Genomic DNA, 23,349 nt, shown 5'->3' with positions numbered 1-23,349 from the left:
AACTCTCCGGAGGTTCACTCGGTGACGTCAGTCCCGCCGCGGCTCTTGCTCGCACTCGCCCTGCTCTCGGCATCCGCGCCGCTTGCGATCGACTTCTACCTGCCCTCCTTCCCGCAGATCGGCACCGACCTCGGTGCCGCGGCGAGCAACGTGCAGCTGACCCTCACCGCCTTCCTGATCGGGCTCGCGCTCGGACAGATCGCCTGGGGGCCGATCTCCGACCGCTTCGGGCGGCTCAAGCCGCTGCTGATCGGTTCGGTCGTGGCCGCGGCGGCCGGTGTGCTGGCCGCCCTGGCGCCCACCGTGGAGCTGTTGATCGCGGCCCGCTTCCTCCAGGCGCTCGCCGCCGCGGCGGGGATCGTGATGGCGCGGGCGATCGTGGCCGACGTACTCCACGGCTTCGCCGCCGCGCGGGCGATGTCGATCATGATGTCGATCAGCGGCATCGCGCCGATCTTGGCCCCGGTGATCGGCGGCGCCATCGCCGGGTTCGTGCCGTGGCGCGGGGTGCTCGGCATCGTGGCCGCGATCGCCGTCGCGCAGGTCGTCTGCGTGCTGCTGGTGATCCGGGAGAGCCTGCCGGCCGAGCGCCGGACCAGCCGGGTCGAGTACGCCGACCTCGGCCGTCTCCTCGCCAAGCCCGCCTTCCTCGGCTACACGCTGACGCAGTCGCTCACGTTCGCCACCCTGATGACGTACGTCTCCTCCTCCTCGTTCCTCTACCAGTCGGTGATCGGCACGTCGGCGGCGGTCTACGGCATCGGGTTCGCGGTCAACGCCGCCTTCCTGACGGTCGCGGGGCTCTTCTCGGCGCGGCTGGCCAAGCGGCAGGTGCACCCGGCGCAGATCGTCCGCTCGGCGCAGCCGGTGCTCGCCATCGGCGCGATGTTCGTGCTCGTCGTCGCGCTGCTGCCGGTGCCGAAGGCGCTCATCCTTCTGCCGATCCTGGTCGTCACCACCTGCGTCGGCCTGATCATGGGCAACACCGGCGCCCTGGCCATCGAGCAGGCCCGTCCCTCGGTCGGCGCCGGCTCGGCGCTGATGGGCGGGATCATGTTCCTCGGCGGCGGTCTCGCCTCCCCGCTCGGCGCCGTCGCCGGTGAGCACACCGCGGTCCCGCTGGCGATCACCATGGTGGTCACCTCTGTCCTCGGCGCCGTCGCGTTCACCCTCGCCCGGCGTTCCGTCGCCCGCAACCCGGAGTCCGAGGCGGCCTTCGCCACCGCGGCCTAGCGGTCGAGGCCTCACTCACGTCGGCCGAGACGTCACTCAGGTCGGCCGAGTGGGCACGGTGATGCCCGCTCGGCCGACGTACCTGACGCCTCGGCCGACGCGGGCGACTTCTCGGCGCTGACTAGGCTTCGCGGAGTGAAGCTCCGTGTCCATCAGCAGCGGGCGCTCTCCGCCCTGGGCGCGGCCTGGGACGCGGGGCGTTCGCGGGCGTGGGTCGTGCTGCCGCCGGGGGCGGGGAAGACGCTCGTCGGTCTGGAAACCGCACGCGATGCGATCGCGGACGGGGCGAAGGTCGTCGTACTCAGCCCCAACACGGCCATCCAGGGGCAGTGGCTGCGCCAGGCGGCTGCGCTGGGTCTCACGGCGTCCTCGTCGCGAGATCTGGACGCGCCGCTGACCTCGCTGACCTACCAGTCGGTCGCGGTCTTCGGCGACCCCGACGACGAGGCGGAGACCGGGGAGAGCCATCTGGCCAGGCTGCACGACAACGGCCGGGCGCTGGTCTCCGCGCTGCGTACGGCCGGGCCGCTGCTGCTCGTGCTGGACGAGTGCCACCATCTGCTCGAGGTCTGGGGCGAGCTGCTCGGCGAGATCCTGCTGCTGCTGCCGGACGCGCGGGTGCTGGGGCTGACCGCGACTCCGCCCGAGGCGCTGACGAAGGAGGAGTCCGCACTGGTCGGGCTGCTGTTCGGGGAGATCGTCTTCTCGACCTCGATCCCGGCCGTGGTGCGCGAGGGCGACCTGGCGCCGTTCGCGGACCTGGTCTGGCTGACCGCCCCCACGCCCGCCGAGCGGGAATGGCTGCGGGGGAGCGCGGAGCGGTTCGAGGAGCTGCTCACCGCGCTGACCTCGGCCGATCTGGGCAGTGTGCCGTTCCTGACCTGGCTGGACCGGCGGTACGTGTCGCGGCCGGCCGGAGCTCCGTCCTGGGCCGAGCTCGCGAAGGCGTGGCCCGATCTGGCCACGGCGGCCCTGCGGGTTCATCATCGTGGACTGCTCGCGCTGCCCGAGGGGGCGACCCTGACCGAGGCGCACCGTCGCGACCCGTCGGCCGAGGACTGGGTGGCCCTGATCGGTGACTGGGTACGCGGACATCTGGCCGCCTCCGACGCGGAGGCCGACCAGGAGGCGCTGGCCGCGATCAAGCAGGCGCTGCCGGCGGTCGGCTACTCGCTGACCCGGCGTGGCATCCGGGCCGGGCGCTCGCCCGTCGACCGGGTGCTGGCGCGCTCGGAGGCGAAGACGACGGCGACCGCGGCCATCGTGGACCACGAGCGTCTGGCGCACGGTGACTCGCTGCGGCTGCTGGTCATCACCGACCACGAGCGGGCCTCGGCCACGCTGCCGGTCGACCTGCGTGGGGTGATCGCCGAGCAGTCCGGCTCCGCGCGGGCGGTGCTCGCGACGCTGTGCGGGTCCCACGATGACGTCTTGCTGGTCACCGGCGCGACCGTTGCCGGACCCGCGGCGACCCTTGCCGCGCTGGTCGCGCACATCGCCGAGACGGACCCCGCTCTGGCCGAGGGCCTGGAGATCGAGCCGGGGGAGGCGTACGCCACGCTCGCCGGGCGCTGGGGGAGCCGACAGTGGGTGGGGCACGTGACCCGGTTCTTCGAGGCCGGCGGCTGCCGGGTCTTGGTCGGCACGCGCGGGCTGCTCGGGGAGGGCTGGGACGCCCGGTCGGTGACCGGGATCGTCGACCTCACCGCGGCCACGACCACGACCGCGGTCGTGCAGCTGCGCGGGCGCTCGCTGCGTACGGATCCCGCTCGGCCCGACAAGGTCGCGGTCAACTGGACGGTCGTCTGCGTCGAGGAGGAGCACCCGCGCGGCGACAACGACTGGAAGCGCCTGGTCCGCAAGCACACCGGCTTCTTCGGCGCCGACGAAGACGGCTCCGTCGTCGACGGCGTCGGCCACATCGACGAGTCCTTCTCCCCGTACGCCGCCCCGCCCGAGTCCGACTTCGACGAGGTCAACGCCCGCATGGTCGCGCGTTCTGAGGACCGCACCGCGATCCGGGAGCGGTGGCGGATCGGGGAGCCGTACGCCGACGTCGCCGGCCGCACCGTCAGGATCCGGCTGCGCCGGGCGGGTGCGTTGCGCGTGCCGTCGGGGATGGTGCTCGCTCCCCGGCCACCTGGGTTCCGGCTGCTGGATGGACGGGTGCCGGAGTGGCGGCTGCCGGCCAAGCCAGTCCTCGCGCCCGCGGTGCTGCTGAGCATCGGGCTCGTCCTGACGCTCGTTCTCGGCGCCGGGATCGCGGGAGCGGTCGGCGGCGTGGCCGGTGGATTGTGGGCGCTGTGGGCCGCGTACGTCTATCGAGACGGCACCCGGATCGCCTCCCAGCTCCGCCGACGCCCGAGCGTCGGCGCGGTCGGCGCAGCGGTCGCCGACGCACTGAACGCGACCGGACAGACCTCGGTCGGTGCCGCCGGGCTCGAGATCGCGGTGGACACCGACGGCAGCTACCGCGTACATCTGGCCGGGGTCCCCGAGGAGGAGTCGGCGCTCTTCGCCGCTTCGCTCGAGGAGGCGCTGGCGCCGATCGCCGCGCCCCGCTACCTCGTCTCCCGCCCGATCGTGGGCGACCTGAACGCCCTCGAGAGGGTGTGGCTGGGCGTCTCGGGCAGGCACGCCGCGAACGCCGAGGCCTGGCACGCGGTCCCCACCGCCCTCGGCCGTCGAGCCGCCGACGCGAAGTCGTTCCTCGCCGCCTGGGAGCACTGGGTCGGCGGCTCCGGCCTGCTCTACACCGGCTCACCCGAGGGCGCCGGCGTACTGGCCGCCCAACGCGGCGCCGACCCCTTCGACGTCACCGCCGTCATCCGCCGCCACTGGTCCTGACGGCTCGCTCCCGCTGAAGCGTCGCTTCTGTCGGCCGAGAAGTCACCGGCGCCGGCCGAGTTGGCACGACGCTGCACACTCGGCCGACGTACGTGACGCTTCGGCCGGCGCGGGTGACGCTTCGGCTTCAGCTGGTGATCGCGGTCCAGGAGGGGAACTTGGCGGTACGGCCGTCGCCGGAGGAGCGTCCGGTGAGGCGGCGGTGGATCCAGGGGCCGACGAACTCGCGGTAGTAGGCCAGACCCTTCTTGCCGGCCGCGGCCTCGAAGTCGAGGTCCCACCAGCCCTCGGGGACCTCGACGCCGAGCGAGTCGAGGACACGGGCGGCGACGCGGTGGTGGCCACGAGCGTTCATGTGGAGGCGGTCCTCGGACCAGAAGCGGCCGTCGGTGAGGGTGGTGTCGGGCCAGTTGTAGGCGCGTACGACGTCGTCGCGGTGGGCGATCCGCTGCTCGACGAGCCCGACGAGCTCGTCGCCGCGACGCTGGAAGACCTTGCCGAGCGGGAGCCGGGCCGAGGGGTTGGCGCCGGAGAGCAGGATCAGCTTGATCCCGTTGGCGTCGCAGGCCTCGAGCACGGGTCGGAGGAAGTCCGCGATCGCGTTCGCGTCGGCCTTCGGGCGGAGCATGTCGTTGCCGCCGCCGTTGAAGGAGAGGTGGGTCGGCTTGAGCGCGAGAGCGGCGGGGAGCTGCTCCTCGACGATCGGGCGGATCAGACGCCCGCGGATGGCGAGGTTCGCATACTCCACCGGGACGCCCGAAGCGGCCCAGCCCTGGGCGACCAGATCGGCCCAGCCGCGTACGTGACCGTCAGGAGTCTCGTCGCCGACTCCTTCCGTGAACGAGTCGCCGATCGCGACGTAGCGCACTGCCTCCACGAGCCCTCCCAAGCACCTCAGACGGCGAGTATCCATCGCCAGCCTCTGGATTCTAGTCCGCCCCGGGTCTGAGGAGCACATCCGTCCCTGGGCTGACGTCGTGGCCGCGTCGGCTCCTCTACGGTGGGGGCGTGGAGGAGTTGGTACGGCCCTGGCGGCTCGGCCCGCGGGGGCGATGGTGGTTCGACGTCTTGCTGGCCGGCACCCTGTTCCTGATCATTCCGTTCTACGCGATCCAGGCCCTGCTGAGCGGCGGCGCGGCCCAGGACGTCTCCAGCGCCAACCATGTCGTCGACCTGGTGCTCGTGGTGATCCAGCTGGTGCCGCTGCTGTGGCGCCGCCGGCATCCGGTGATCGTCTACGCCGTCGTGGCCTCCGCGTGCGCGCTGCAGGTGCTCCTCCTCGACTACCCGCTCGTCTCCCAGGTCTCCTTCCCGATCGCGGTCTACTCAGTGGCCCGCTATGCAAGGCCACGCTGGGGCTTGGCCGCACTCGCCGTGGGCCTCTTCGGGTCCGTCCTCGGCGCCTACGACTGGCTGGGCGCCGTCGACGCCGCCTCCAACAACCAGCCCCAGGACGAGATCAACTGGAGCACCTACGTCCCGGTCGTGCTCTCGCTCGCCACCTTCCCCGTGGCCGCCTGGGCGCTGGGCGCGCTGGCGCGCACGCGAACGGCGTACGTCGACTCGCTGATCCAGCGCAACGAGCAGCTGCGCCGCGAGGCCGAGCAGCGTGCCGAGCTCGGGGCGACCCAGGAGCGGGCGCGGATCGCGCGCGAGATGCACGACGTGGTGGCTCATGGGCTGAGCGTGATCGTGGTCCAGGCCGACGGCGCGCGCTATGCCGCCGAGCAGGACCCGGCCCTCGCCCCCAAGGCCCTGGAGACCGTCGCGCAGACCGCCCGTGAGGCGCTGGCCGAGATGCGGCAGCTGCTCGGTCTGCTGCGCGACGGGGACACGCTGACCCGTCCGCAGCCACGGCTGGGCGACATCGCGACGCTCGTCGAGGAGACCCGGGCCGGCGGGATGGAGCTGGCCGCGAACCTTCCCGAGCCCCGTCTCGCCGTGCCGGAGGGCGTCGCGCTGACCGCCTTCCGGGTGGTGCAGGAGTCGCTCAGCAACGTACGCAAGCACGCCGGTCCGGGCGCCGCGGCGAGAGTCACCGTGACGGCCGGCGACGGCAGCCTCACGATCGAGGTCACCGACGACGGCCGTGGCGCGGCCGCGGACGCCACCGCGCAGTCGGGCGGCCTCGGCCTGGTCGGGATGCAAGAGCGCATCTCCGCCCACAACGGCACCCTCGAGACCGGCCCGGCATCCGGCGGCGGCTTCCGTGTCTACGCGAGGATGCCCCTGTGACGATCAGAGTCTTTCTCGTGGACGACCAGGAGCTCGTCCGTGCCGGCTTCAAGATGCTCATCGACTCCCAGCCCGACCTCAGCGTCGTCGGCGAGGCGGGCGACGGCCAGGAGGCCGTCGCCGCGCTGGGCCGGACCGAGGCCGACGTGGTCCTGATGGACGTACGCATGCCCCGCATGGACGGCGTCGAGGCGACCGGTCTGATCGCCGGGCGCGCGGGCGCACCCCGGGTGATCGTGCTGACCACCTTCGACCTCGACGAGTACGCCTTCGCCGCGATCCGGGCGGGCGCCGCGGCGTTCCTGCTCAAGGACGCCCGCCCCGAGGACCTGCTCACCGCGATCCGCACCGTGCACGCCGGCGACTCGGTCGTCGCGCCCAGCACCACCCGGCGCCTGCTGGAGCACTTCGCCGCCTCCGCGCCCGCCACCGCCGGGCCGGCGATCGAGGGGCGGCTGGAGGTGCTGACCGAGCGGGAGCGCGAGGTGCTCACGCTGGTCGGCCGCGGCCTGTCCAACACCGAGATCGCCGAGACCTTCGTGGTCGCCGAGGCCACCGTGAAGACCCACGTCGGCCGGCTGCTGGCCAAGACCGGCTCGCGTGACCGCGTCCAGCTGGTGGTGCTGGCCTACGAGACCGGCCTGGTCGGCCGCTGACCCCGAAGGCCCTTAGGCGAGGTGGTGCACCGGCGCCAGGTTGTAGACCGGCGTCTCGATCCCCTCGAAGCGCGCCTTGAGCTGCAGGGCGAGATAGAGCGAGTAGTGGCGCGACTGGTGCAGGTTGCCGCCGTGGAACCACAGCGCCTCCTGCTGGGTCGGCTTCCACATGTTGCGCTGCTCCCCCTCCCACGGGCCGGGGTCCTTGGTCGTGTCGGAGCCCAGGCCCCAGCACTTGCCGACGCGATCGGCGACCTCCTGGCTGATCAGGTCGGCGGCCCAACCGTTCATGGAGCCGTAGCCGGTGGCGTACACGACCAGTTCGGCGGGGAGCTCGGTGCCGTCCTCGAGTACGACGGCCGACGAGGTCAGGTGGGAGACCTGCCCTTGGGCGAGCTTCACGTCGCCGTTGGCGACCAGCTCGGCCGAGCCGACGTCGATGTAGTAGCCGGAGCCGCGGCGCAGGTACTTCATGAACAGCCCGGAGCCGTCGTCGCCCCAGTCGTGCCGGAACCCGGCGTTCTCCAGACGCTGATAGAAGTCGGCGTCGCGCTCGGCCATCTGCTGGTAGAGCGGGATCTGGAACTCGTGCATGATCCGGTAGGGAAGCGAGGCGAAGACCAGGTCGGCCTTCTCCGTGGTCATCCCGGAGGCGAGCGCGCGCTCGGAGTAGAGGTCGCCGAGGCCGATGTCCATCAGCGTGTCGCTCTTCACGATGTGGGTCGAGGACCGCTGCACCATCGTGACGTCGGCGCCATGCTCGAACAGCGCCCCGCAGATGTCGAAGGCGGAGTTGTTGGACCCGATCACGACGACCCGCTTGCCCTCGTACGCGTCCGGCCCCGGGTGCTTGGAGGAGTGGTGCTGCTCGCCCTGGAAGACGTCCATGCCCGGCAGGTCGGGGATGTTCGGCTTCCCGGACATCCCGGTGGCCATGATGAGCTGCTTCGGGTGGAGCGTGATCTCCTCCCCGCCGCGCGAGACGGTGACCGTCCACTCGCCGGCCGCCTCGTCGTAGGAGGCGCTGGTGGCCGTGGTCGAGGACCAGTAGGGCACCTCCATCACCTTGACGTACGACTCCAGCCAGTCGCCGATCTTGTCCTTGGGCGCGAAGACGGGCCAGTTGTCGGGGAACTTCAGGTAGGGCAGGTGGTCGTACCAGACCGGGTCGTGCAGGCACAGCGACTTGTAGCGGCCGCGCCACTGGTCCCCGGGCCGCTCGTAGCGGTCGATGACGAGAGCCGGCACCCCGAGCTGGCGCAGCCGCGCCCCGAGCGCGATGCCGCCCTGCCCGCCACCGATGACCACCGCGTACGGCTGCTCGGTCAGGCCGAGCGTCTCCGCCTCGGCCTGCCGCTTCTCGGCCCAGGTCACCCGGTCACGGTTGACGCCGTGCTCGGCACCCTTCGGGCGACGTACGCCGCGGGGCTCCTCGTGTCCCTTGAGCTCGTAGAGCGTGGTCAGGAACGTCCACGCCTTCGGGCTCTGCCCACCTTCTGGGCTGTCCTCGACCTTGAGGCGGAGCAGTCCGCGGCCGCGACCGATCGCGGTCTCGAAGGTGAACCAGGCGGTGGTCACCCCGTCCGCGGTCGCCTCCGGCTCCTCGAGCGCGAAGCCGGAGGGGTCGACGCGGTCCAGGGTGCTCCCGAGCAGGTCGGCGACCCCGGCAGGGTCCTCGACGGTGGTGATGTTCCAGGAGAAGGCGACCAGGTCGCGCCAGAAACTCTTCGTGGCGAAGAGGCCGGCGGCCCGGGGGATGTCGCGTTCCTTCAGGGCGGCCTCGAAGTCGGCGAGCCAGGTCTGCGCCGGGCCGCTCTGGACGGCCGGGGTCAGGGGTTCGAGTGTCTGCGTCATGCCTCCAGCACACCGCCGCGCGGGCGCCGGAGAAAGGGTTGCAGCCGATTGCATGTGGCGCCGGTCACAGCGAGGACCTACCCTCGGAGTCGGAGGTGGACGCCAGATGACAGCGACCGGAGCAGTCCCGGCGGGAGCCGACCTGCCGCGTCTCGCCCGTGATCTCGTACGCGTCCACGACGCCGTCCTGTCCGGCACCCGCCCACCGAGCACACCCCGGATCCTGGTCGAGCGCTCCTGGCGCCGCGTGATGAGCATGGGCCTGGAGCCCGGGAGCAGCAACGGCAGGCGTACGCCGTCGGCAGCCGAGTGCGCGACCAGGAGAGCCCGCTCGCCGCTGGCGATGGTGATCGACGACCTGCGGGCGGTGCTGACCTCGGCCGCGGATGCGGCGACGTATCTGATGGTGGTCACCGACGCCGAGGGCGTGGTGCTGTGGCGGGCGGGCTCGGCGCGGGTGCTCAAGATCGCCGACCAGCTCGGCTTCGTCGAGGGCGCCCTGTGGACCGAGCGCGCGGTCGGCACCAACGCCATCGGCACCGCGCTGGCCGAGGCGGCGCCGGTCGAGCTCTTCTCCGCGGAGCACTTCGAGCAGGCCCAGCATCCGTGGTACTGCACGGCCGCCCCGATCCACGACCCCCGCACCGGAGCCCTGCTCGGCGTCGTCGACGTCAGCGGGCCCGCCCTGACCCTGCACCCGGCGATCGGCGCCCTGGTCGAGAGCGCGGTGCGCCTGGCCGAGATGTCGCTGTGGCGCCGTCATCAGGAGTGGCTAGAGCGGCTGCGCCGCGAGACCGACCACGTCGTCTCCGGCATCGAGGGTCCGCTGCTGGTCGTCGACGACGACGGCTGGGTCGCCCACCACGCGGGGATGGCCGCCCGCGACCGGATCGCGGCGCCCCGGCAGGACAAGATGCTGACCGTCCCAGGCCTGGGGCTGTGCCTGCCCGAGCGGGTCGGCGAGCGCGGCTGGCTGGTCCGGCCGACCTCCTCCGGCTCCTCAGGCACCCTGACGGCCCGGCTCGACCCCGACGGCACCCTCGAGGTCGTCTCGGAGTCAGGCCGGTGGCGCACCACCCTGACCCGGCGTCACGTCGAGATCCTCACCCTCGTCGACCGGGCCGGCCCCGCCGGGCTCACCGCCCGCGGGCTCAGTGAGGCCGTCTTCGGCGACGCCGAGCACATCGTCACCGTGCGCGCCGAGGTCTCCCGGCTCCGCCGCTCCATCGGCGCCCTGGTCGCGACCAACCCCTACCGGCTGGCCGATGGAGTGAGCCTCATTCGGGGATGACCCTGAGCCGACCCTTGCCGATCCACCCCAGGTCGTACGCCGGGATCAGCCTCCAGCCCGATGCGGGCTGACGCCTCGCGACGAGAGGGTCGGTGGCATGACACAGACCTCTGTTCCCACGATGACGGCCGCCGCCCGAGCGGTGGGCCTGACCAAGACCTACGGCAAGGGTGCGACCGAGGTGCACGCCCTGCGCGGGGTCGACCTGGAGATCCGCAGCGGCGCGTTCACCGCGATCATGGGCCCGAGCGGCTCGGGCAAGTCGACGCTGATGCACTGCCTGGCCGGGCTCGACCGTCCGACCGGCGGTGAGGTGACGGTCGCGGGCCAGCCGCTGCAGAACCTCAACGACGACCAGCTGACCATCTTCCGCCGGGAGAACATCGGCTTCGTCTTCCAGGCGTTCAACCTGCTGCCGATGCTCACCGCCGGGCAGAACATCCAGCTGCCGCTGGAGCTGGCCGGCAAGCGGGTGACCGACGAGACCCGCGCCCGCGCGCAGATGATCGCCGACACTCTCGGGATCGGCCAGCGCCTGGGCCACAAGCCCTCCGAGCTCTCCGGCGGCCAGCAGCAGCGCGTGGCCATCGCTCGTGCGCTGGTCACCCAGCCCGCGATCCTCTTCGCCGACGAGCCCACCGGAAACCTCGACTCCGAGACGTCTGCTGAGGTGCTCGACCACCTGCGCCGCAGCGTCCGCGAGCTCGGTCAGACCGTGGTCATGGTGACCCACGAGGCCTCCGCCGCGGCGTACGCCGACGAGATCGTCACCGTGATGGATGGTCACATCGAAGGGGTGACGCGCTGATGCGGACGGTGCTGTTCGCATCTCTGCGGACATACGCCCGCCGGTACGCCGCGGCAGTCGTGGCGGTCGTCGCCGCGGTCGCGCTGATCGTGGTGACCAACGCCCTCACCTCGGCGACGAAGTCGGGCCTGTTCGCGGGCATCGACGCGCCGTTCCAGAACGCGGTGGGCGCGGTCGACCTCCCGTCCGACGAGGTCACCGACAAGTACGTCGAGAAGGGCGGCTGGGCACTGGCCCTCTCGATGCAGCCGGTCCGCACCGACGAGACCATGCTCGGCCAGGACATCATGGTCGGCGCGGTCTCCACCGAGAAGCGCTGGCAGTGGCAGGACCTCGAGGAGGGCCGGTTCCCGACCCGCGCAGGCGAGGCCGTGGTCGACGCCAACGCCGCCAAGACCAACAAGGTCGCCATCGGCGACACGCTGAAGGTCGGCAGCGGCAAGACCGCGGTGGAGACGACCGTCGTCGGCCTGGTGGACGCCCCGTCGATGTGGTCCTCGCCGGTCTACGTCACCGGGCCCGAGCTGCAGGGCTGGGAGGACCAGTACGTCCAGGCCGTCATGACCGCCGGGACCGGCGACACGGACGACGGCTGGCTGAACACCGACGACTACCTCACCGAGCTGCAGACCCAGCTCAACAAGGAGGTCAACATCGTCGCGTACATGGTCCTGATCTTCGCCTTCATCGCGCTGTTCGTCTCCGTGCTGGTCATCACCAACACCTTCTCGATCCTGTTCGCCCAGCGGATGCGCGACTTCGCGCTGCTGCGTGCGATGGGCGCGACGAAGCGTCAGGTCCTGCGATCGGTACGCCGCGAGGCGCTCGCCCTCGGACTTCTCGCCTCGTTGCTCGGACTGGTGGTCGGCGTCCTGCTCGGCTGGGGGATCGTCGCGCTGGTGCGTCAGCTCGCCGAGACCGCGCCGCTGGGTGACGTCTCGTTCGAGTGGCCGTGGCTCGTGGGCGCGTTCGTCCTCGGGGTGCTCACCACGCTGGTCGCTTCCTGGCTGCCGACGCGCCGGCTGATGCGGCTGAGCCCGCTGGCCGCGCTGCGGCCGCAGGAGGGCTTCGACGTACGCGGCGCCGGGCTGTTCCGGATCGGGCTCGGTCTGGTCGTGGCACTCGCCGGCATCGCGACGATCTTCGTGGCCGTCGGCTGGGACGACGCGCAGACCGGGATGCTGATCGTGCTGCTCGGCTGCGGGGTCACCTTCATCGGCGTGATGCTCCTCGGCCCCGCGCTGGTGCCGGGCCTGGTGCGCCTGGCCGGGTCTGCGCTGGCTGTGGTCGCTGGCTCTCCGGCGAAGCTCGCCGCGGCCAACGCCGGGCGCAACCCGAAGCGCACCGCCGCCACCGCGGCATCGCTGCTCGTCGGCGTCACCCTCACCACCGGCGTGCTCACCGGGATGGCGACCATCCGCGGCGCGACCCTGGACGAGATGGCGAAGCAGCACCCGATCGACATCGCGCTCCAGGCCGAGTCCAAGCCGCTGGAGGACTCGGTGGCCGGGGACGCGAAGGCGGTCCCGGGCGTCGCGGACGCGGTCGCCGTACCGGGGGCGATGGCATCGGTGCAGACCGACGGCAAGCCCGTTCCGCTGCCGGTCATCGCACCACCGGGCGGAGACATCGCCCTGCGGGACATGACCGTCAAGCCCGGCACGATGGTGATCTCCCCGGTGGCCGCCGCGGCCTTCGTGGAGGACGAGTTCGAGGCTTCGGGGGAGAAGGTCACGCTGGTCGTCGGCGACCGGACCGCGACGGTGACCCTGGACGTACGCGAGATCGACGGGGCCCCGCAGATCTCCGCGGCCACGCTGCGGACGCTGACCGAGGACCCGCAGACGTACGCCGTCTGGGTCCGTGCCGACGCGGGTGCCGACCCGGAGGACCTGGCGGGCGCGATCGGGGTGATCGCCCCCGACGCCGAGCTCACCAACGGCAAGGGTCAGCGCGCGTGGGTCGAGCTGCAGCTGGACGTGTTCACCTGGGCGGTGATCGGGCTCCTGGCGATCTCGGTGCTGATCGCGCTGGCCGGCATCGCCAACACGTTGGGCCTCTCGGTGCTCGAACGCGGTCGCGAGCACGCGCTGCTGCGCGCGCTGGGCCTGACCAAGCGCCAGCTGCGGCGGACGCTGGCCGCCGAAGCGGTGCTGCTCTCGGCCGTGGCAGCCCTCGTCGGCACCGCGCTGGGCGTCTTCTTCGCCTGGGGCGGCAGCGAGATCCTGGTCGGCGACATCATGCCCGACGCCACCTTCCAGCTGCCGGTGCTGCAGCTGGTGGCGGTGGTCGCGGCCGCAGGCCTGGCCGGCCTGGTCTCCTGCGTGGCGCCGTCCAAGCGGGCCACCAAGGTCAGCCCGGCGGAGGGACTCGCGCTGGACTGACCGCGGCTAGGAATGTGTTGGTCTCGACACGGACTCGTTCGTTCCTCACGAGTCCGGCTCGACCGACGGGGTCGCCCCGTCGGTCGAGCCGCCGGTCCCTTCGCTGGTCGAGCCGTGAGGCCGCCCGCGGCCGAGCGTGTCGAGACCAACACGGTCGCTTACGCGTTCGTCTCCTCCAGGGCCTCGTTCTCCTCACGGGCCTGCGTCCGCGCGGAGGCGATCAGGCTGGTGGTGACGGTGACGGCGAGGATGCCGACGATGATCACCAGCGAGAGCCAGGTCGGGACGACGGGGACGCTGTCCCAGATGCCGTGGGCCCAGTGCAGGCCGAGCTTGACGCCGATGAAGGCGAGGATCGCGGCCAGACCGTAGGAGAGGTGGACCAGCTTGGACAGGGCACCCTCGAGCACGAAGTAGAGGGCCCGCAGGCCGAGCAGAGCGAACGCGTTGGTGGCGAAGACCAGGTAGGGGTCGCCGGTGATGCCGTAGACCGCCGGCACCGAGTCGACGGCGAAGACGATGTCGGTGGCGAAGATGGCGAGCACCACGATGGCCATCGGCTTCAGGCCGATCTTGCGGCCGATGCGTACGGCGAGCATCTCGTCGGGGTCGACCTTCTGGTCGTGGCCCCGGAGCGCCTCGGAGAAGATCTTCGCGGCGGTGATCAGCAGGATCGCGCCGAAGATCAGGAAGACGATGTCCCACTGGGAGAGCGCCGCGGCGCCCAGCGCGATGAAGATGCCGCGTAGCACGAGCGCGCCGACGATGCCGAAGAGCAGGACCTTCTGCTGCAGGTGGCGTGGTACCGCGAAGGCCGCGAGCAGCAGCATGAAGACGAACAGGTTGTCGACGCTGAGCGACTTCTCGACGATGTAGCCGGTGTAGTACTCGAAGCCGGTCTGGCTTCCGTGGGCGTTCCAGACCCAGACGCCGAAGGCGAGCGGAAGCGCGATGTAGAAGGCCGACCAGCCGATGGCCTCCTTCATGGAGACCTCGTGGGGCTTGCGGGTCAGGACGAAGTCGAGGGCGATCAGCGCCACGACGGCGGCGATGGTCACGGCCCACAGGGTGGGCGTGGCAATGGTATCGAGCATGCAGGTTCCTCAGGCGTGTCGATGAACGTCTGAGGTCTCCCTCACCCCGAGATCGAGGTGTCATTCCGGGACGGTGTCGGCACCGACGTACTGACCGGAATGAGCTTGGTGAGGTACTCCCCTCGAGGTGAAGCGTATCGGTATCGTGGATGGGGTTGGCAATCGGCCGCCAGAGGAGTCGGCCAGGCGACACAATGGAGGGATGACGACGGCGGCACAGATTTCCCTGGTGAACGACCTCGCCTCCCAGGTCCCGGAGGTGGTGACCGACGACATCTCGCTGCTGGCGGCCTCGACCGACCGGTCCGGATCGGTCGCCGCCGGCCTGCCGCTGGCGGTGGTGAGGGCTCACAGCATCGCTGACGTTCAGGCGGCGATGCGGGTCGCCTCGGCGCACCGGGTGCCGGTGGTCCCGCGCGGTGCGGGCACCGGGCTGGCCGGGGGAGCGGTGGCCGGCACCGGCCACCTCGTCGTCGATCTGTCCGCGATGGACCGGATCCTCGAGCTCGACCCGGTCGACGAGATCGCGGTCGTCGAGCCGGGCGTGCTCAACGCGCGGTTGGACGCGGCGGCGGCGGAGGTGGGGCTGCGGTACGCACCCGACCCGGCCTCGGCGGCGATCTGCTCGATCGGCGGCAACGTCGCGACCAACGCCGGCGGGCTGCGGTGCGTGAAGTACGGCGTCACCCGGGAGGCGGTCCTCGGCCTCGACGTCGTCCTCGCCGACGGCAACCTGATCCACACCGGCCGCCGCACCATGAAGGGCGTCGCTGGCCTCGACCTCACCGCCCTCTTCGTCGGCTCCGAGGGCACCCTTGGCATCGTCGTCGGCGCGACCCTGCGGCTCAAGCCACGGCCGGTCTCCACGCTGACGGCGTCGGCTGCGTACGCCTCGGTGGCCGCGGCCGCTCGCGCCTGCGCCGAGATCGCCGCCGCCCGGCGACTGCCCTCGATGCTGGAGTTCATCGACCGGCGCTGTCTCGAGGCGGTCGACCGGTTCGCAGGCACCAGGTATGCCGAACGCGGCGATGCGTTGGTCATCGCCCAGGCCGACGGGCCCGCGGCGGCGACGGAGATCGAGGCCATCGCGGCGATCCTCGGCAAGGAGGCGACCTGGATCGAGCAGGGCGTCGACGAGGAGTCCTCCGACCGGCTGGTCGAGACGCGTCGCCAGGTCCTGCCCGCGATCGAGGCGGAGGGGTCCTGGTTCATCGAGGACATCTGCGTGCCCCGGTCCCGGCTCGCCGAGGCGGTCGACCGGATCTCCGAGATCTCCGACCGGCACGGCGTACGCACCTACACGCTCGCCCACGCCGGCGACGGCAACCTCCACCCGGTCATCGGCTGGGACCCGTCGCCGGACGACGTCCCGGGGGTGATGCCGCCGGCCGAGACCCTCGCCGGTGACGAGATCTTCGCCCTCGCCATCGAGCTCGGTGGCACCACGACCGGCGAGCACGGTGTCGGCCGGCTCAAGCGCAAGTGGCTCGAGCCGGAGATCGGCGCCGACTCCATCGACTTGCAGCATCGGATCAAGGCGGCCCTGGACCCGCTGGGGATTCTCAATCCTGGTGTCGGGTTCTGACCAGAACCATGACACCCTTGGCTCCGTGCGTGTCGGAATTGCTGCTGTCGTCCTGACCCTCGGCCTCGCGATCACCCTGATCGCCTGCGGCGGTGAACCGGAGGCCGCCGACTCGACCTCGAACCCCAGCGGGTCGGCCAACGTCGCGACGGTGGTGACCGCTATCAAGGGCGCCGACGGCACCTCCGCGACCGCGGGCGGCTACACGCTCGGTGACGTCCGCCTGCCCGCCGAGGCTGGCACCCCGGGGAAGGTGAGCTTCACGATCACCAAGGACGGCGACCCTGTCACGGACTACATCGAGGAGCAGACCAAGGACCTCCACCTTTACGTCGTACGCGACGACCTGGAGGTCTTCCGCCACCTGCACCCGACCCAGGGCGAGCCCGGGGAGTGGTCGGGCGACCTGACGCTGCCTGCGGGCGGCAACTACCGGGTGGTCGTCGAGTTCGCCGCCAAGACCCCAGACGGCAAGGGGGAGCAGGCGATGCTCGGCACGACGGCGAAGGTCGCGGGGGCATCCGAGGTGGACGTACCCGGCTCCGACGACGGCACCGTGATCGCTGCGCTGGAGGAGACCCCGAAGCCCGGGATCGACCAGGAGATCGGTGTCCTGATCTCCGACCCGGCCGGCAAGCCGGTCAACCTCGGCACCTATCTCGGGGTCTACGCGCACGTGACCGCGTTCAGCCGCGAGACGGGCGAGGTGATCCACCTGCACCCGCTCGGCGGACCCGAGAACGGCGAGGACGGCACCCGCCTCGGCATCCATGTGAAGCCGCCGAAGGCGGGTGACTACGTCTTCTTCGTGCAGGTACGTGTCGACGGGATGATCCACACGCTCCGGCTCCCGGTCACCGTCTGAGAGTCACTGTCCGACGGTGAACTTCACCAGCCCCAGCGGGCTCTCGAACTCACCCAGACGCAGTCCGACGGTCGCCTCCCAGACGCCGCCCTTGGGCAGTACGACGTCCGCCTCCCAGGTGCCGGCAGCGACCGTCTTCAGGGCCAGGCTGCCCAGGTCGACGTCGCCTGACCTCATCTTGGCGGTCGGGACAGCCGCCGCCTCGACGGGCTCGCCGGCGGCGTCCTGGATCTGCAGCCGGAGCACGTTCGGACCCGGACCGGCCGGGGTCAGCGTCGCGTAGACGCGGTGGTCGTCGCCGAGCTCCGCTGCCTGGGTGTTGGTCTGCGCGACCGTGGCGGTGCCGGTCCCGGTCGAGCCGGCGCCGGCCTGCGGCGGCTGGTCGACCAGGAAGCCGGTGACGCCGAGGACGACGACGAGCACGCCCGTCTCCATCAGTACGGCCCGGCGCAGCATCGAGCCGGCCTCGACGGTGTCGTCGTGGCCGGCCGCCTGACGGACGCGGGGGAGGACCAGCAGCCGGTTGCCGGCCGCCATCACCGCCACCGCGACGACCAGGGCGATCTTGGTCATCAGCAGGGTGCCGTACGTGCTGTTGAGCAGGTTGTCCCACGAGCCCAGGATCCGCCAGCCCATCAGCACGCCCGAGACCGCGAGGGCGGCCAGGGACGCGGCGGCGAGGGTGGAGAACCGGGTGACGATCTCGGCCGCGACCGTGCCGCGCCGGGTGATCAGCGGCAGGGTCAGCGCGAGCCCGACGAGGCCGCCGAGCCAGAGCGCGCCGGCGATGAGGTGGATGACGTCGGTGGCGGTGACCAGCCAGGCGGGTACGACCGCCCGGGAGTGGCCCACCAGCGCCGGGGAGCAGATCGCGACCAGTCCCGCGGCCGCGGCCAGCCGGGGCCGTTCGCGCAGTGCGAGCGCGGCCGCGATGCCCACGATCCCCACCAGTGCGCTGAGCCACTCCTTGCCGACCGAGGCCGGTGACCAGGCGTCGAAGGTGAGGATCGCCCCTGGGCCGCTCTCGCTCTGCAGCGCGCCGCTGGCCGGGGCCAGCGCAACCAGCGCGATCACCGCGACCATGCCGGCGAGGACCTCGACACGCTGCACGCGCGCAGTGGCGCGGTCCGGGATCCGGTGCTCGCCTACGATCACCGCGCGGAACCAGACCAGCCCCACGACCAGCAGCAGTGCTGCGTACTGGAGGAACTGGAGCGCCCCGTGGATCACCGCCGTCGCCCTGGACGGCTCCGTGGACGGGGGCGGGGCGACGCTGAGGCTCGGGGCGCCGACCGCGAAGGTCAGCGAGCCCGAGATCGGGTGACCGTCGGCCGACACCGCGCGCCAGGCGACCACGTAGGTGCCGTCGCCGAGGCTGCTCGCCTCCGCGAGCGCGACCTCCATCTCAGTGCCGCTCGCGGTCGCCTCGGAGGTGACCTCCTCGCCCTTCGCGTCGTAGACCGTCACGCCCGCCGGAGGCAGCGTCACCGCCTCGTCGAAGGTGAAGGTGATCGTCTCCGGCGCCTGCTCCAGGACCGCACCTTCCTCGGGATTGGTCCCGATGAGGCTGGCGTGCGCCTGGGCGGGGGAGATGCCGAGCAGGACGGCGTACGCAGCGGCAGCGAGCACCACCAGCAACCGCCCCACGGCGCGCCGACCCGGCCGGTCGAGGCCCGGCCGGCGCGTCAGGGGAGCACTCACGCCTTACGACGCCCCAGCGCGAGGGCGGTCGTGCCCGCGATCAGGCCGAGGATGCCGGCGCCGGCACCGACAGCACCCCACAGGTTGCTGTCATCGCCGTCCTCGATATCCGCGGCGACCGGCTCGGCCTTCTCGGCCGACTCCTCGGCACCGTGACCGTGACCGTCCTCGGACTCGGCCGCGGTGACCTCGAAGGACGGCGCCGGGTTCTCCGGCTCCTCGGTGGCGCCCTCGGGAGCCTCCTCGACCCACGCGGTCTCACCCTTCACGCAGGTCTGGATGACCGGGAAGGCGAGCGTGCCCTCCTTCTCGGGCAGCTGCAGGGAGACCTCGAAGGCGTCGCGCTGACCGTCGGGCAGCGGCGTCTTGGCGGTATAGACGACGGTGGAGTCGCGCTCGGTGATCTTGTTGCCGTGGGCGTCCTCGATCGGCTCGGCGAGCTTCTCGGTGACGACCTTGACGTCGTAGAACGGCTGCCGCGTGGGCGTCACGTCGTTGATCCCCTCGGGAACCTGGATCGTGACCTGCTTGGTCGGCGAGCCTTCGCAGCCGTGGCCGTTGCTGAAGGTCAGCACGGTGTACGCGCCGGCCGCCGTCTCGGTCGGGGTGACCGTGACGTGCGCGGAGGCCGGAGCGGCGACGAGGAAGATGACGGCCGCAGCAGCGGCGGCGGGCGCGCCGAGGCGCGTGAGGGTACGTCGAGACATGGGTTGTTGCTTTCTGTGGAGTGTCTGCTGATGGGGTCGGGTCCTCAGGCGAGGACCGGCGGACCCCGTCCGGCAGCGACGTACGTCCACAGCCCGGTGCGCGGCACGACCGGCTGCGCCTGGACCGGCAGCCGGAACGGGATCGGGTTCCGGGTCGTGGTGAGCGCCCGGGAGATGACCTGCCAGGCCCGGCGGTGCAGCAGCCACACTGCGACGGTGAGCACGGCTGCCGCGGTGTGCGCGACCAGCATCGAGGTGTCGCCCGAGCCGCTGTTGTGCATGTGGGCGGCAGGGGCCGCGTACGCCTCGAACGCCTCGTGCATCCCCAGTTGCGCCGCGCCGGCGAGCAGCGCCCCCAAGACGATCCCGACCCGTCGCTGAAGCACGACGACCCCGGCACCGAAGGCGGCGAACCCGGTCGCCACCAGCCACAACGCGTCCGGCAGCTCCCCGCCGCCGGCCAAGTGGGCCAGGCTCGATCCGGTGGTGATCTCGATGGCCGCGAGCAGCGCCAGCCACACGCTCCCACGCGTAGGCCGCACCACCCTCAATTCCACGCCGCACATTGTCGCAGACACCCCGAGAAGTCAGAACCTGACGCCGAGACGTCAGTTATTGAGCGCGAGAAGTCAGTTTTTGGCGTCGAGACGTCACGTACGCCGGACGAAGCGTCAGGCACGACAGCCGAGGCGTCACGCCCGCCGCCCGAGATGTCACACCAGTGCCATCTCGACCGACGTACGCGACGCCTCGGCGTCAAAATTCGACCTCTCGCAGTCAGAAACTGACCTCTCGCCGTCAGCGGAGGACGGGCGGCTCGGTCTTCTCTTCCACCTCACCGAGCGTGACGCCCGGTGCGAGCTCTACGAGGCGCAGGCCCTCGGGGGTGATGTCGAGGACGCAGAGGTCGGTGATGATGCGCTGTACGACGCCGAGGCCGGTGTAGGGCAGCGAGCACTCGTTGACGATCTTGTAGGAGCCGTCGCGGGCGACGTGCTCCATCAGCACGACGACCTTCTTGGCGCCGTGCACGAGGTCCATCGCGCCGCCCATGCCCTTGACCATCTTGCCGGGGATCATCCAGTTCGCCAGGTCGCCGGCCGCGGAGACCTGCATGGCGCCGAGGATGGCGGCGTCGATCTTGCCGGAGCGGATCATCCCGAAGCTGGTGGCGGAGTCGAAGAAGCTCGCCCCCTTGCGTACGGTGACCGTCTCCTTGCCGGCGTTGATCAGGTCCGGGTCGACGGCGTCCTCGGTCGGGTAGGCGCCGGTTCCGAGGATGCCGTTCTCGCTCTGCAGCACCAGCTCGACGTCGTCGGGGACGTAGTTGGGCACCAGCGTCGGCAGCCCGATGCCGAGGTTGACGTAGTCGCCGTCGGAAAGCTCCGCGGCGGCGCGGGCGGCCATCTCTTCACGTGTCCATGCCATGTCAGCGGACCGTCCTCTTCTCGATGCGCTTGTCGGCGGCCTGTTCGGGGGTCAGGGGGAGCACGCGGTGGACGTAGACCCCGGGGAGGTGGACGTCGTTCGGCGGGATCTCGCCGGGCTCGACGAGCTCCTCGACCTCCGCGATCGTGATCTGTCCGGCCATCGCGGCCAGCGGGTTGAAGTTGCGGGCGGAGTCCTTGAAGAGCAGGTTGCCGTGGCGGTCGCCCTTCCACGCGCGAATGATGCCGAAGTCGGCGACGATGGCCTCCTCCAGGACGAACTCCTTCTCGCCGTCAGGTGTCTCGAAGGTCATCACCGGCTTCTCGGGCGAGGTCTTGATGACGTTGCCGGCGTCGTCGTACTTCCACGGCAGCCCGCCCTGCGCCACCTGCGTGCCGACGCCCGTGCGGGTGTAGAACGCGGCGATGCCGGAGCCGCCGGCGCGCATCCGCTCAGCGAGCGTGCCCTGCGGGGTCAGTTCGACCTCGAGGTCGCCGGAGAGGTACTGCCGCGCGAACTCCTTGTTCTCACCGACGTACGAGGCGACGACCCGCCGCAGGCGTCCGGCGCCGAGCAGCAGGCCCAGCCCCCAGTCGTCGACGCCGGCGTTGTTGGAGACGACCTCGAGGTCGGTCACACCGGCCTCGAGCAGAGCATTGATGAGCACCGACGGGATGCCGCACAGCCCGAAACCGCCGACCGTGAGGGTCGCTCCGTTCGGGATGTCCGCGACCGCCTCGGCGGCTGAGGAGATGACCTTGTCCATGATGATCAGTCAAGGGTGGGTCGGCCGTCCGGTCAATAGATGAGCGCGAGTTCACGCTCGATCTTTCGTTGACCGACCCCGCTGCCGCAGATGCGTTCACTGAGTGGACGTCGCCTATCGTACGTCCCATGGAACCCGGCCCCGGAGCGCGACAGCCCAGCGTGATCCGCCGCAGCGCGCACCTGCTGCGACTGCTCGCCGCGCGCGAGCCGGAGGGCGCGACGACCACCCATCTCGCGACGACAGCCGCGATCCCGCGCCCGACCGCCCACCGGCTGCTCAGCGCGCTTCAGGAGGAGGGCCTGGTCGAGCGCGACAACGACACCGGCACCTGGCACCTCGGCCCGGAGTGCTTCCTGCTCGGTGCCGCCGCGACCACCCGCCACGACATCACCCCGGCAGCCCGGGCGGCCGTGCTGCGCATCGCCCGGGAGACGGGGGAGAGCGCCTTCTTCTCGATCCGCCGTGGCGACGAGACCGTCTGCGTACTCCGCGAGGACGGCAGCTTCCCGATCCGCTCCCACGTGCTCCACGAAGGCATCCGGTTCCCGCTCGGCGTCGCCTCGGCCGGCCTGGCGATCCTCGCCTTCCTCCCGGAGTCGCGGCGCGAGGCCTACCTGGCCCGCACCGACCTCGTCGGCGCCTACGGCGAGCAGCACTCCGCCGGCGCCCTGCGCGAACGCGTCGCCGCGACCCGCGAGCGCGGCTTCGCGGTCAACCCGGGCCTCATCGTGGTCGGCAGCTGGGGCCTCGGCGCCGCCGTCTTCGACGCCCATGGCCAGCCCTATGGAGCGCTCAGCATCACCGGCATCGAGGCCCGCCTCGCACCCCCGCGCCAGGCCGAGCTCGGCCGCCTCCTCCTGGAGACGGCCCACACCCTGACCACTAGCTCCGGCTCGTCGTCCCGGTCATGATCCCGCCGAGCGCCGCGTCGGACGCGAGCTGGGCGTCGCGGTCGTAGGTGGAGGTGAAGGCGAGGAGCTCGTCGGCTCCGGTGGCCTCGGCCAGCTGGTCGAGACGACGCCGGACGGTCTCGGCCGATCCCGCGGTCGTACGCGCCAGATGCGCCTCGACCCGTTCGCGCACCTGGTTCGACCAGGGCTGGTCCCGGATCGCCGCGACCGGCTCGAGCGGGCCGAACTCACCGGTCTGCCGCGACCTGGCCATCGCCCACGCCTCCGGCAGAGCGAGCTCGGCGGCCTCGGCGTCGGTGTCGGCGACCAGCACGTCGACGGAGACGATCACTGAAGGCTCCTGCGCCCGTGGGGAGGGCCGGAAGTCTTTCCGGTACGCCCCCAAGACCTCGTTCAGCCGCGGGCTGTAGAGCACCGGACCGCCCACGACGACCGGCAGCCCGAGCCGAGCAGCGAGCGCGACGCCCTTCCCAGTCGCGAGCACGAACATCGGGATCTGGTGGGCGGCGGCCGGCCGGGCGGTGACGGCCGCGGTGCGGTCGAGATAGTCGCGGAGTTCCGCGATGTCCTCGGCGAACGTGTCCGGATCGTCGAGATCCTGCCGCAGGGCGCGGCGTACGGGCGCGGTGAAGCCCAACGTACGTCCCAGGCCGAGGTCGATCCGGCCGGGATAGAGCGCGTCGAGCATGAGGAACTGCTCGGCGACGACCAGCGGCTGGTGGTGCGGCAGCATTACCCCGCCCGACCCGAGCCTGATCGTGGAGGTGTGCGCGCCGAGCGCACCGATCAGCACCGGCGGGGACCCCGACGCGATCCCGGGCACCGCGTGGTGCTCGGCGACCCAGAACCGGTGGTAGCCGAGCCGCTCGGCAGCCACCGCGCGCTCGATCGTGTGGGTCAGCGCAGCGCCCTCGGCGTACCCCACCCGCGTGCGGGACCGGTCCAGCATGGAGAGCTTCACAACAGCCTCAACCACGCCGG

At 71.4% G+C, this 23,349-nt stretch carries 19 protein-coding genes; 10 read left to right on the top strand and 9 right to left on the bottom strand.

The window, feature by feature from the left end:
• The first annotated feature begins 21 nt into the window (after nt 1-21).
• Together ABZY89_RS15720 and ABZY89_RS15715 are read left to right on the top strand one after the other, a co-directional pair.
• The gene (locus ABZY89_RS15720) at nt 22-1,233 is read left to right on the top strand and encodes a multidrug effflux MFS transporter (RefSeq protein ID WP_355228589.1); all 1,212 of its coding nucleotides are present in this window, start codon (nt 22-24) and stop codon (nt 1,231-1,233) included.
• Nucleotides 1,234-1,368: 135 nt separating this feature from the next.
• Nucleotides 1,369-4,080 carry a DEAD/DEAH box helicase family protein gene (locus tag ABZY89_RS15715; RefSeq protein ID WP_355228588.1) on the top strand — a complete coding sequence of 904 codons (2,712 nt, stop codon included), beginning with the start codon at nt 1,369-1,371 and terminating at the stop codon, nt 4,078-4,080.
• A 127-nt stretch (nt 4,081-4,207) separates the two neighbouring features.
• On the opposite strand, the gene ABZY89_RS15710 is transcribed toward ABZY89_RS15715, so the two are convergent.
• The gene (locus ABZY89_RS15710) at nt 4,208-4,957 is read right to left on the bottom strand and encodes an SGNH/GDSL hydrolase family protein (RefSeq protein WP_355228586.1); all 750 of its coding nucleotides are present in this window, start codon (nt 4,955-4,957) and stop codon (nt 4,208-4,210) included.
• A gap of 131 nt (nt 4,958-5,088) precedes the next feature.
• Between ABZY89_RS15710 and ABZY89_RS15705 the strand changes: the two genes are divergently transcribed.
• Nucleotides 5,089-6,315, top strand: coding sequence for a sensor histidine kinase (locus tag ABZY89_RS15705; RefSeq protein WP_355228584.1), 1,227 nt, complete (start codon nt 5,089-5,091; stop codon nt 6,313-6,315).
• Nucleotides 6,312-6,971, top strand: coding sequence for a response regulator transcription factor (locus ABZY89_RS15700; RefSeq protein WP_355228583.1), 660 nt, complete (start codon nt 6,312-6,314; stop codon nt 6,969-6,971). Before ABZY89_RS15705 ends, ABZY89_RS15700 begins: the two co-directional genes overlap by 4 nt.
• A 12-nt stretch (nt 6,972-6,983) precedes the next feature.
• On the opposite strand, the gene ABZY89_RS15695 is transcribed toward ABZY89_RS15700, so the two are convergent.
• On the bottom strand, nt 6,984-8,825 hold the full coding sequence (locus ABZY89_RS15695; RefSeq protein ID WP_355228581.1) for an NAD(P)/FAD-dependent oxidoreductase: 1,842 nt from the start codon (nt 8,823-8,825) through the stop codon (nt 6,984-6,986).
• Between the two features lie 106 nt (nt 8,826-8,931).
• Between ABZY89_RS15695 and ABZY89_RS15690 the strand changes: the two genes are divergently transcribed.
• From ABZY89_RS15690 to ABZY89_RS15680, 3 genes are all read left to right on the top strand, one after another.
• The gene (locus ABZY89_RS15690; protein ID WP_355228579.1) at nt 8,932-10,116 is read left to right on the top strand and encodes a GAF domain-containing protein; all 1,185 of its coding nucleotides are present in this window, start codon (nt 8,932-8,934) and stop codon (nt 10,114-10,116) included.
• Nucleotides 10,117-10,213: 97 nt separating this feature from the next.
• Nucleotides 10,214-10,924 carry an ABC transporter ATP-binding protein gene (locus ABZY89_RS15685; protein ID WP_355228577.1) on the top strand — a complete coding sequence of 237 codons (711 nt, stop codon included), beginning with the start codon at nt 10,214-10,216 and terminating at the stop codon, nt 10,922-10,924.
• Nucleotides 10,924-13,308, top strand: a complete 2,385-nt coding sequence (locus ABZY89_RS15680) for an FtsX-like permease family protein (protein WP_355228576.1) — start codon at nt 10,924-10,926, stop codon at nt 13,306-13,308. Before ABZY89_RS15685 ends, ABZY89_RS15680 begins: the two co-directional genes overlap by 1 nt.
• 158 nt (nt 13,309-13,466) lie before the next feature.
• Here ABZY89_RS15680 and ABZY89_RS15675 read toward each other — a convergent pair whose 3' ends face one another.
• The gene (locus ABZY89_RS15675) at nt 13,467-14,402 is read right to left on the bottom strand and encodes a TerC family protein (protein WP_355228574.1); all 936 of its coding nucleotides are present in this window, start codon (nt 14,400-14,402) and stop codon (nt 13,467-13,469) included.
• Between the two features lie 202 nt (nt 14,403-14,604).
• Here ABZY89_RS15675 and ABZY89_RS15670 point away from each other — a divergent pair, with 202 nt between their 5' ends.
• Nucleotides 14,605-15,987, top strand: coding sequence for an FAD-linked oxidase C-terminal domain-containing protein (locus ABZY89_RS15670; RefSeq protein ID WP_355228572.1), 1,383 nt, complete (start codon nt 14,605-14,607; stop codon nt 15,985-15,987).
• 25 nt (nt 15,988-16,012) lie between these two features.
• A complete protein-coding gene (locus ABZY89_RS15665) occupies nt 16,013-16,852 on the top strand; it encodes a hypothetical protein (RefSeq protein WP_355228570.1) in 840 nt (279 codons plus the stop codon).
• Between the two features lie 3 nt (nt 16,853-16,855).
• On the opposite strand, the gene ABZY89_RS15660 is transcribed toward ABZY89_RS15665, so the two are convergent.
• From ABZY89_RS15660 to ABZY89_RS15640, 5 genes are all read right to left on the bottom strand, one after another.
• Nucleotides 16,856-18,553 (bottom strand): copper resistance protein CopC, encoded by a 1,698-nt coding sequence (locus tag ABZY89_RS15660; RefSeq protein ID WP_355228568.1) that lies wholly within the window; start codon nt 18,551-18,553, stop codon nt 16,856-16,858.
• Nucleotides 18,550-19,260 carry a YcnI family protein gene (locus ABZY89_RS15655; RefSeq protein WP_355228566.1) on the bottom strand — a complete coding sequence of 237 codons (711 nt, stop codon included), beginning with the start codon at nt 19,258-19,260 and terminating at the stop codon, nt 18,550-18,552. Before ABZY89_RS15655 ends, ABZY89_RS15660 begins: the two co-directional genes overlap by 4 nt.
• 44 nt (nt 19,261-19,304) lie before the next feature.
• Complete coding sequence (locus ABZY89_RS15650; RefSeq protein WP_355228564.1) at nt 19,305-19,805, bottom strand: cell division protein FtsQ; 501 nt, start codon at nt 19,803-19,805, stop codon at nt 19,305-19,307.
• Between the two features lie 253 nt (nt 19,806-20,058).
• A complete protein-coding gene (locus tag ABZY89_RS15645) occupies nt 20,059-20,688 on the bottom strand; it encodes a 3-oxoacid CoA-transferase subunit B (protein ID WP_355228562.1) in 630 nt (209 codons plus the stop codon).
• 1 nt (nt 20,689) lies between these two features.
• Nucleotides 20,690-21,454: a CoA transferase subunit A gene (locus ABZY89_RS15640; RefSeq protein WP_355228560.1), complete on the bottom strand. Its 765-nt coding sequence runs from the start codon at nt 21,452-21,454 to the stop codon at nt 20,690-20,692.
• A gap of 128 nt (nt 21,455-21,582) precedes the next feature.
• On the opposite strand from ABZY89_RS15640, the gene ABZY89_RS15635 reads away from it, so the two are divergent.
• A complete protein-coding gene (locus tag ABZY89_RS15635) occupies nt 21,583-22,368 on the top strand; it encodes an IclR family transcriptional regulator (protein ID WP_355228558.1) in 786 nt (261 codons plus the stop codon).
• Here ABZY89_RS15635 and ABZY89_RS15630 read toward each other — a convergent pair.
• Entirely contained in the window at nt 22,340-23,344 is a 1,005-nt protein-coding gene (locus tag ABZY89_RS15630; protein ID WP_355228556.1) for an LLM class flavin-dependent oxidoreductase, read from the bottom strand. The two genes, ABZY89_RS15635 and ABZY89_RS15630, sit on opposite strands and share 29 nt — an antisense overlap.
• Between the last annotated feature and the right edge of the window lie 5 nt (nt 23,345-23,349).

The organism is Nocardioides sp. NPDC006303 (genome assembly GCF_040613175.1).
GTDB lineage: Bacteria > Actinomycetota > Actinomycetes > Propionibacteriales > Nocardioidaceae > Nocardioides.
Note: the sequence above shows the minus strand (reverse complement) of the source record. Positions and strands in the feature narration are given on the sequence as shown.

Excerpts from the sequence above, each read along its gene's own strand:
- ABZY89_RS15680 (WP_355228576.1), top strand. The coding sequence starts at position 10,924 with ATGCGGACGGTGCTGTTCGCATCTCTGCGGACATACGCCCGCCGGTAC.
- ABZY89_RS15675 (WP_355228574.1), bottom strand. The coding sequence starts at position 14,402 with ATGCTCGATACCATTGCCACGCCCACCCTGTGGGCCGTGACCATCGCC.
- ABZY89_RS15670 (WP_355228572.1), top strand. The coding sequence starts at position 14,605 with ATGACGACGGCGGCACAGATTTCCCTGGTGAACGACCTCGCCTCCCAG.
- ABZY89_RS15655 (WP_355228566.1), bottom strand. The coding sequence starts at position 19,260 with ATGTCTCGACGTACCCTCACGCGCCTCGGCGCGCCCGCCGCCGCTGCT.
- ABZY89_RS15645 (WP_355228562.1), bottom strand. The coding sequence starts at position 20,688 with ATGGCATGGACACGTGAAGAGATGGCCGCCCGCGCCGCCGCGGAGCTT.
- ABZY89_RS15640 (WP_355228560.1), bottom strand. The coding sequence starts at position 21,454 with ATGGACAAGGTCATCTCCTCAGCCGCCGAGGCGGTCGCGGACATCCCG.
- ABZY89_RS15685 (WP_355228577.1), top strand. The coding sequence starts at position 10,214 with ATGACACAGACCTCTGTTCCCACGATGACGGCCGCCGCCCGAGCGGTG.
- ABZY89_RS15690 (WP_355228579.1), top strand. The coding sequence starts at position 8,932 with ATGACAGCGACCGGAGCAGTCCCGGCGGGAGCCGACCTGCCGCGTCTC.
- ABZY89_RS15695 (WP_355228581.1), bottom strand. The coding sequence starts at position 8,825 with ATGACGCAGACACTCGAACCCCTGACCCCGGCCGTCCAGAGCGGCCCG.
- ABZY89_RS15635 (WP_355228558.1), top strand. The coding sequence starts at position 21,583 with ATGGAACCCGGCCCCGGAGCGCGACAGCCCAGCGTGATCCGCCGCAGC.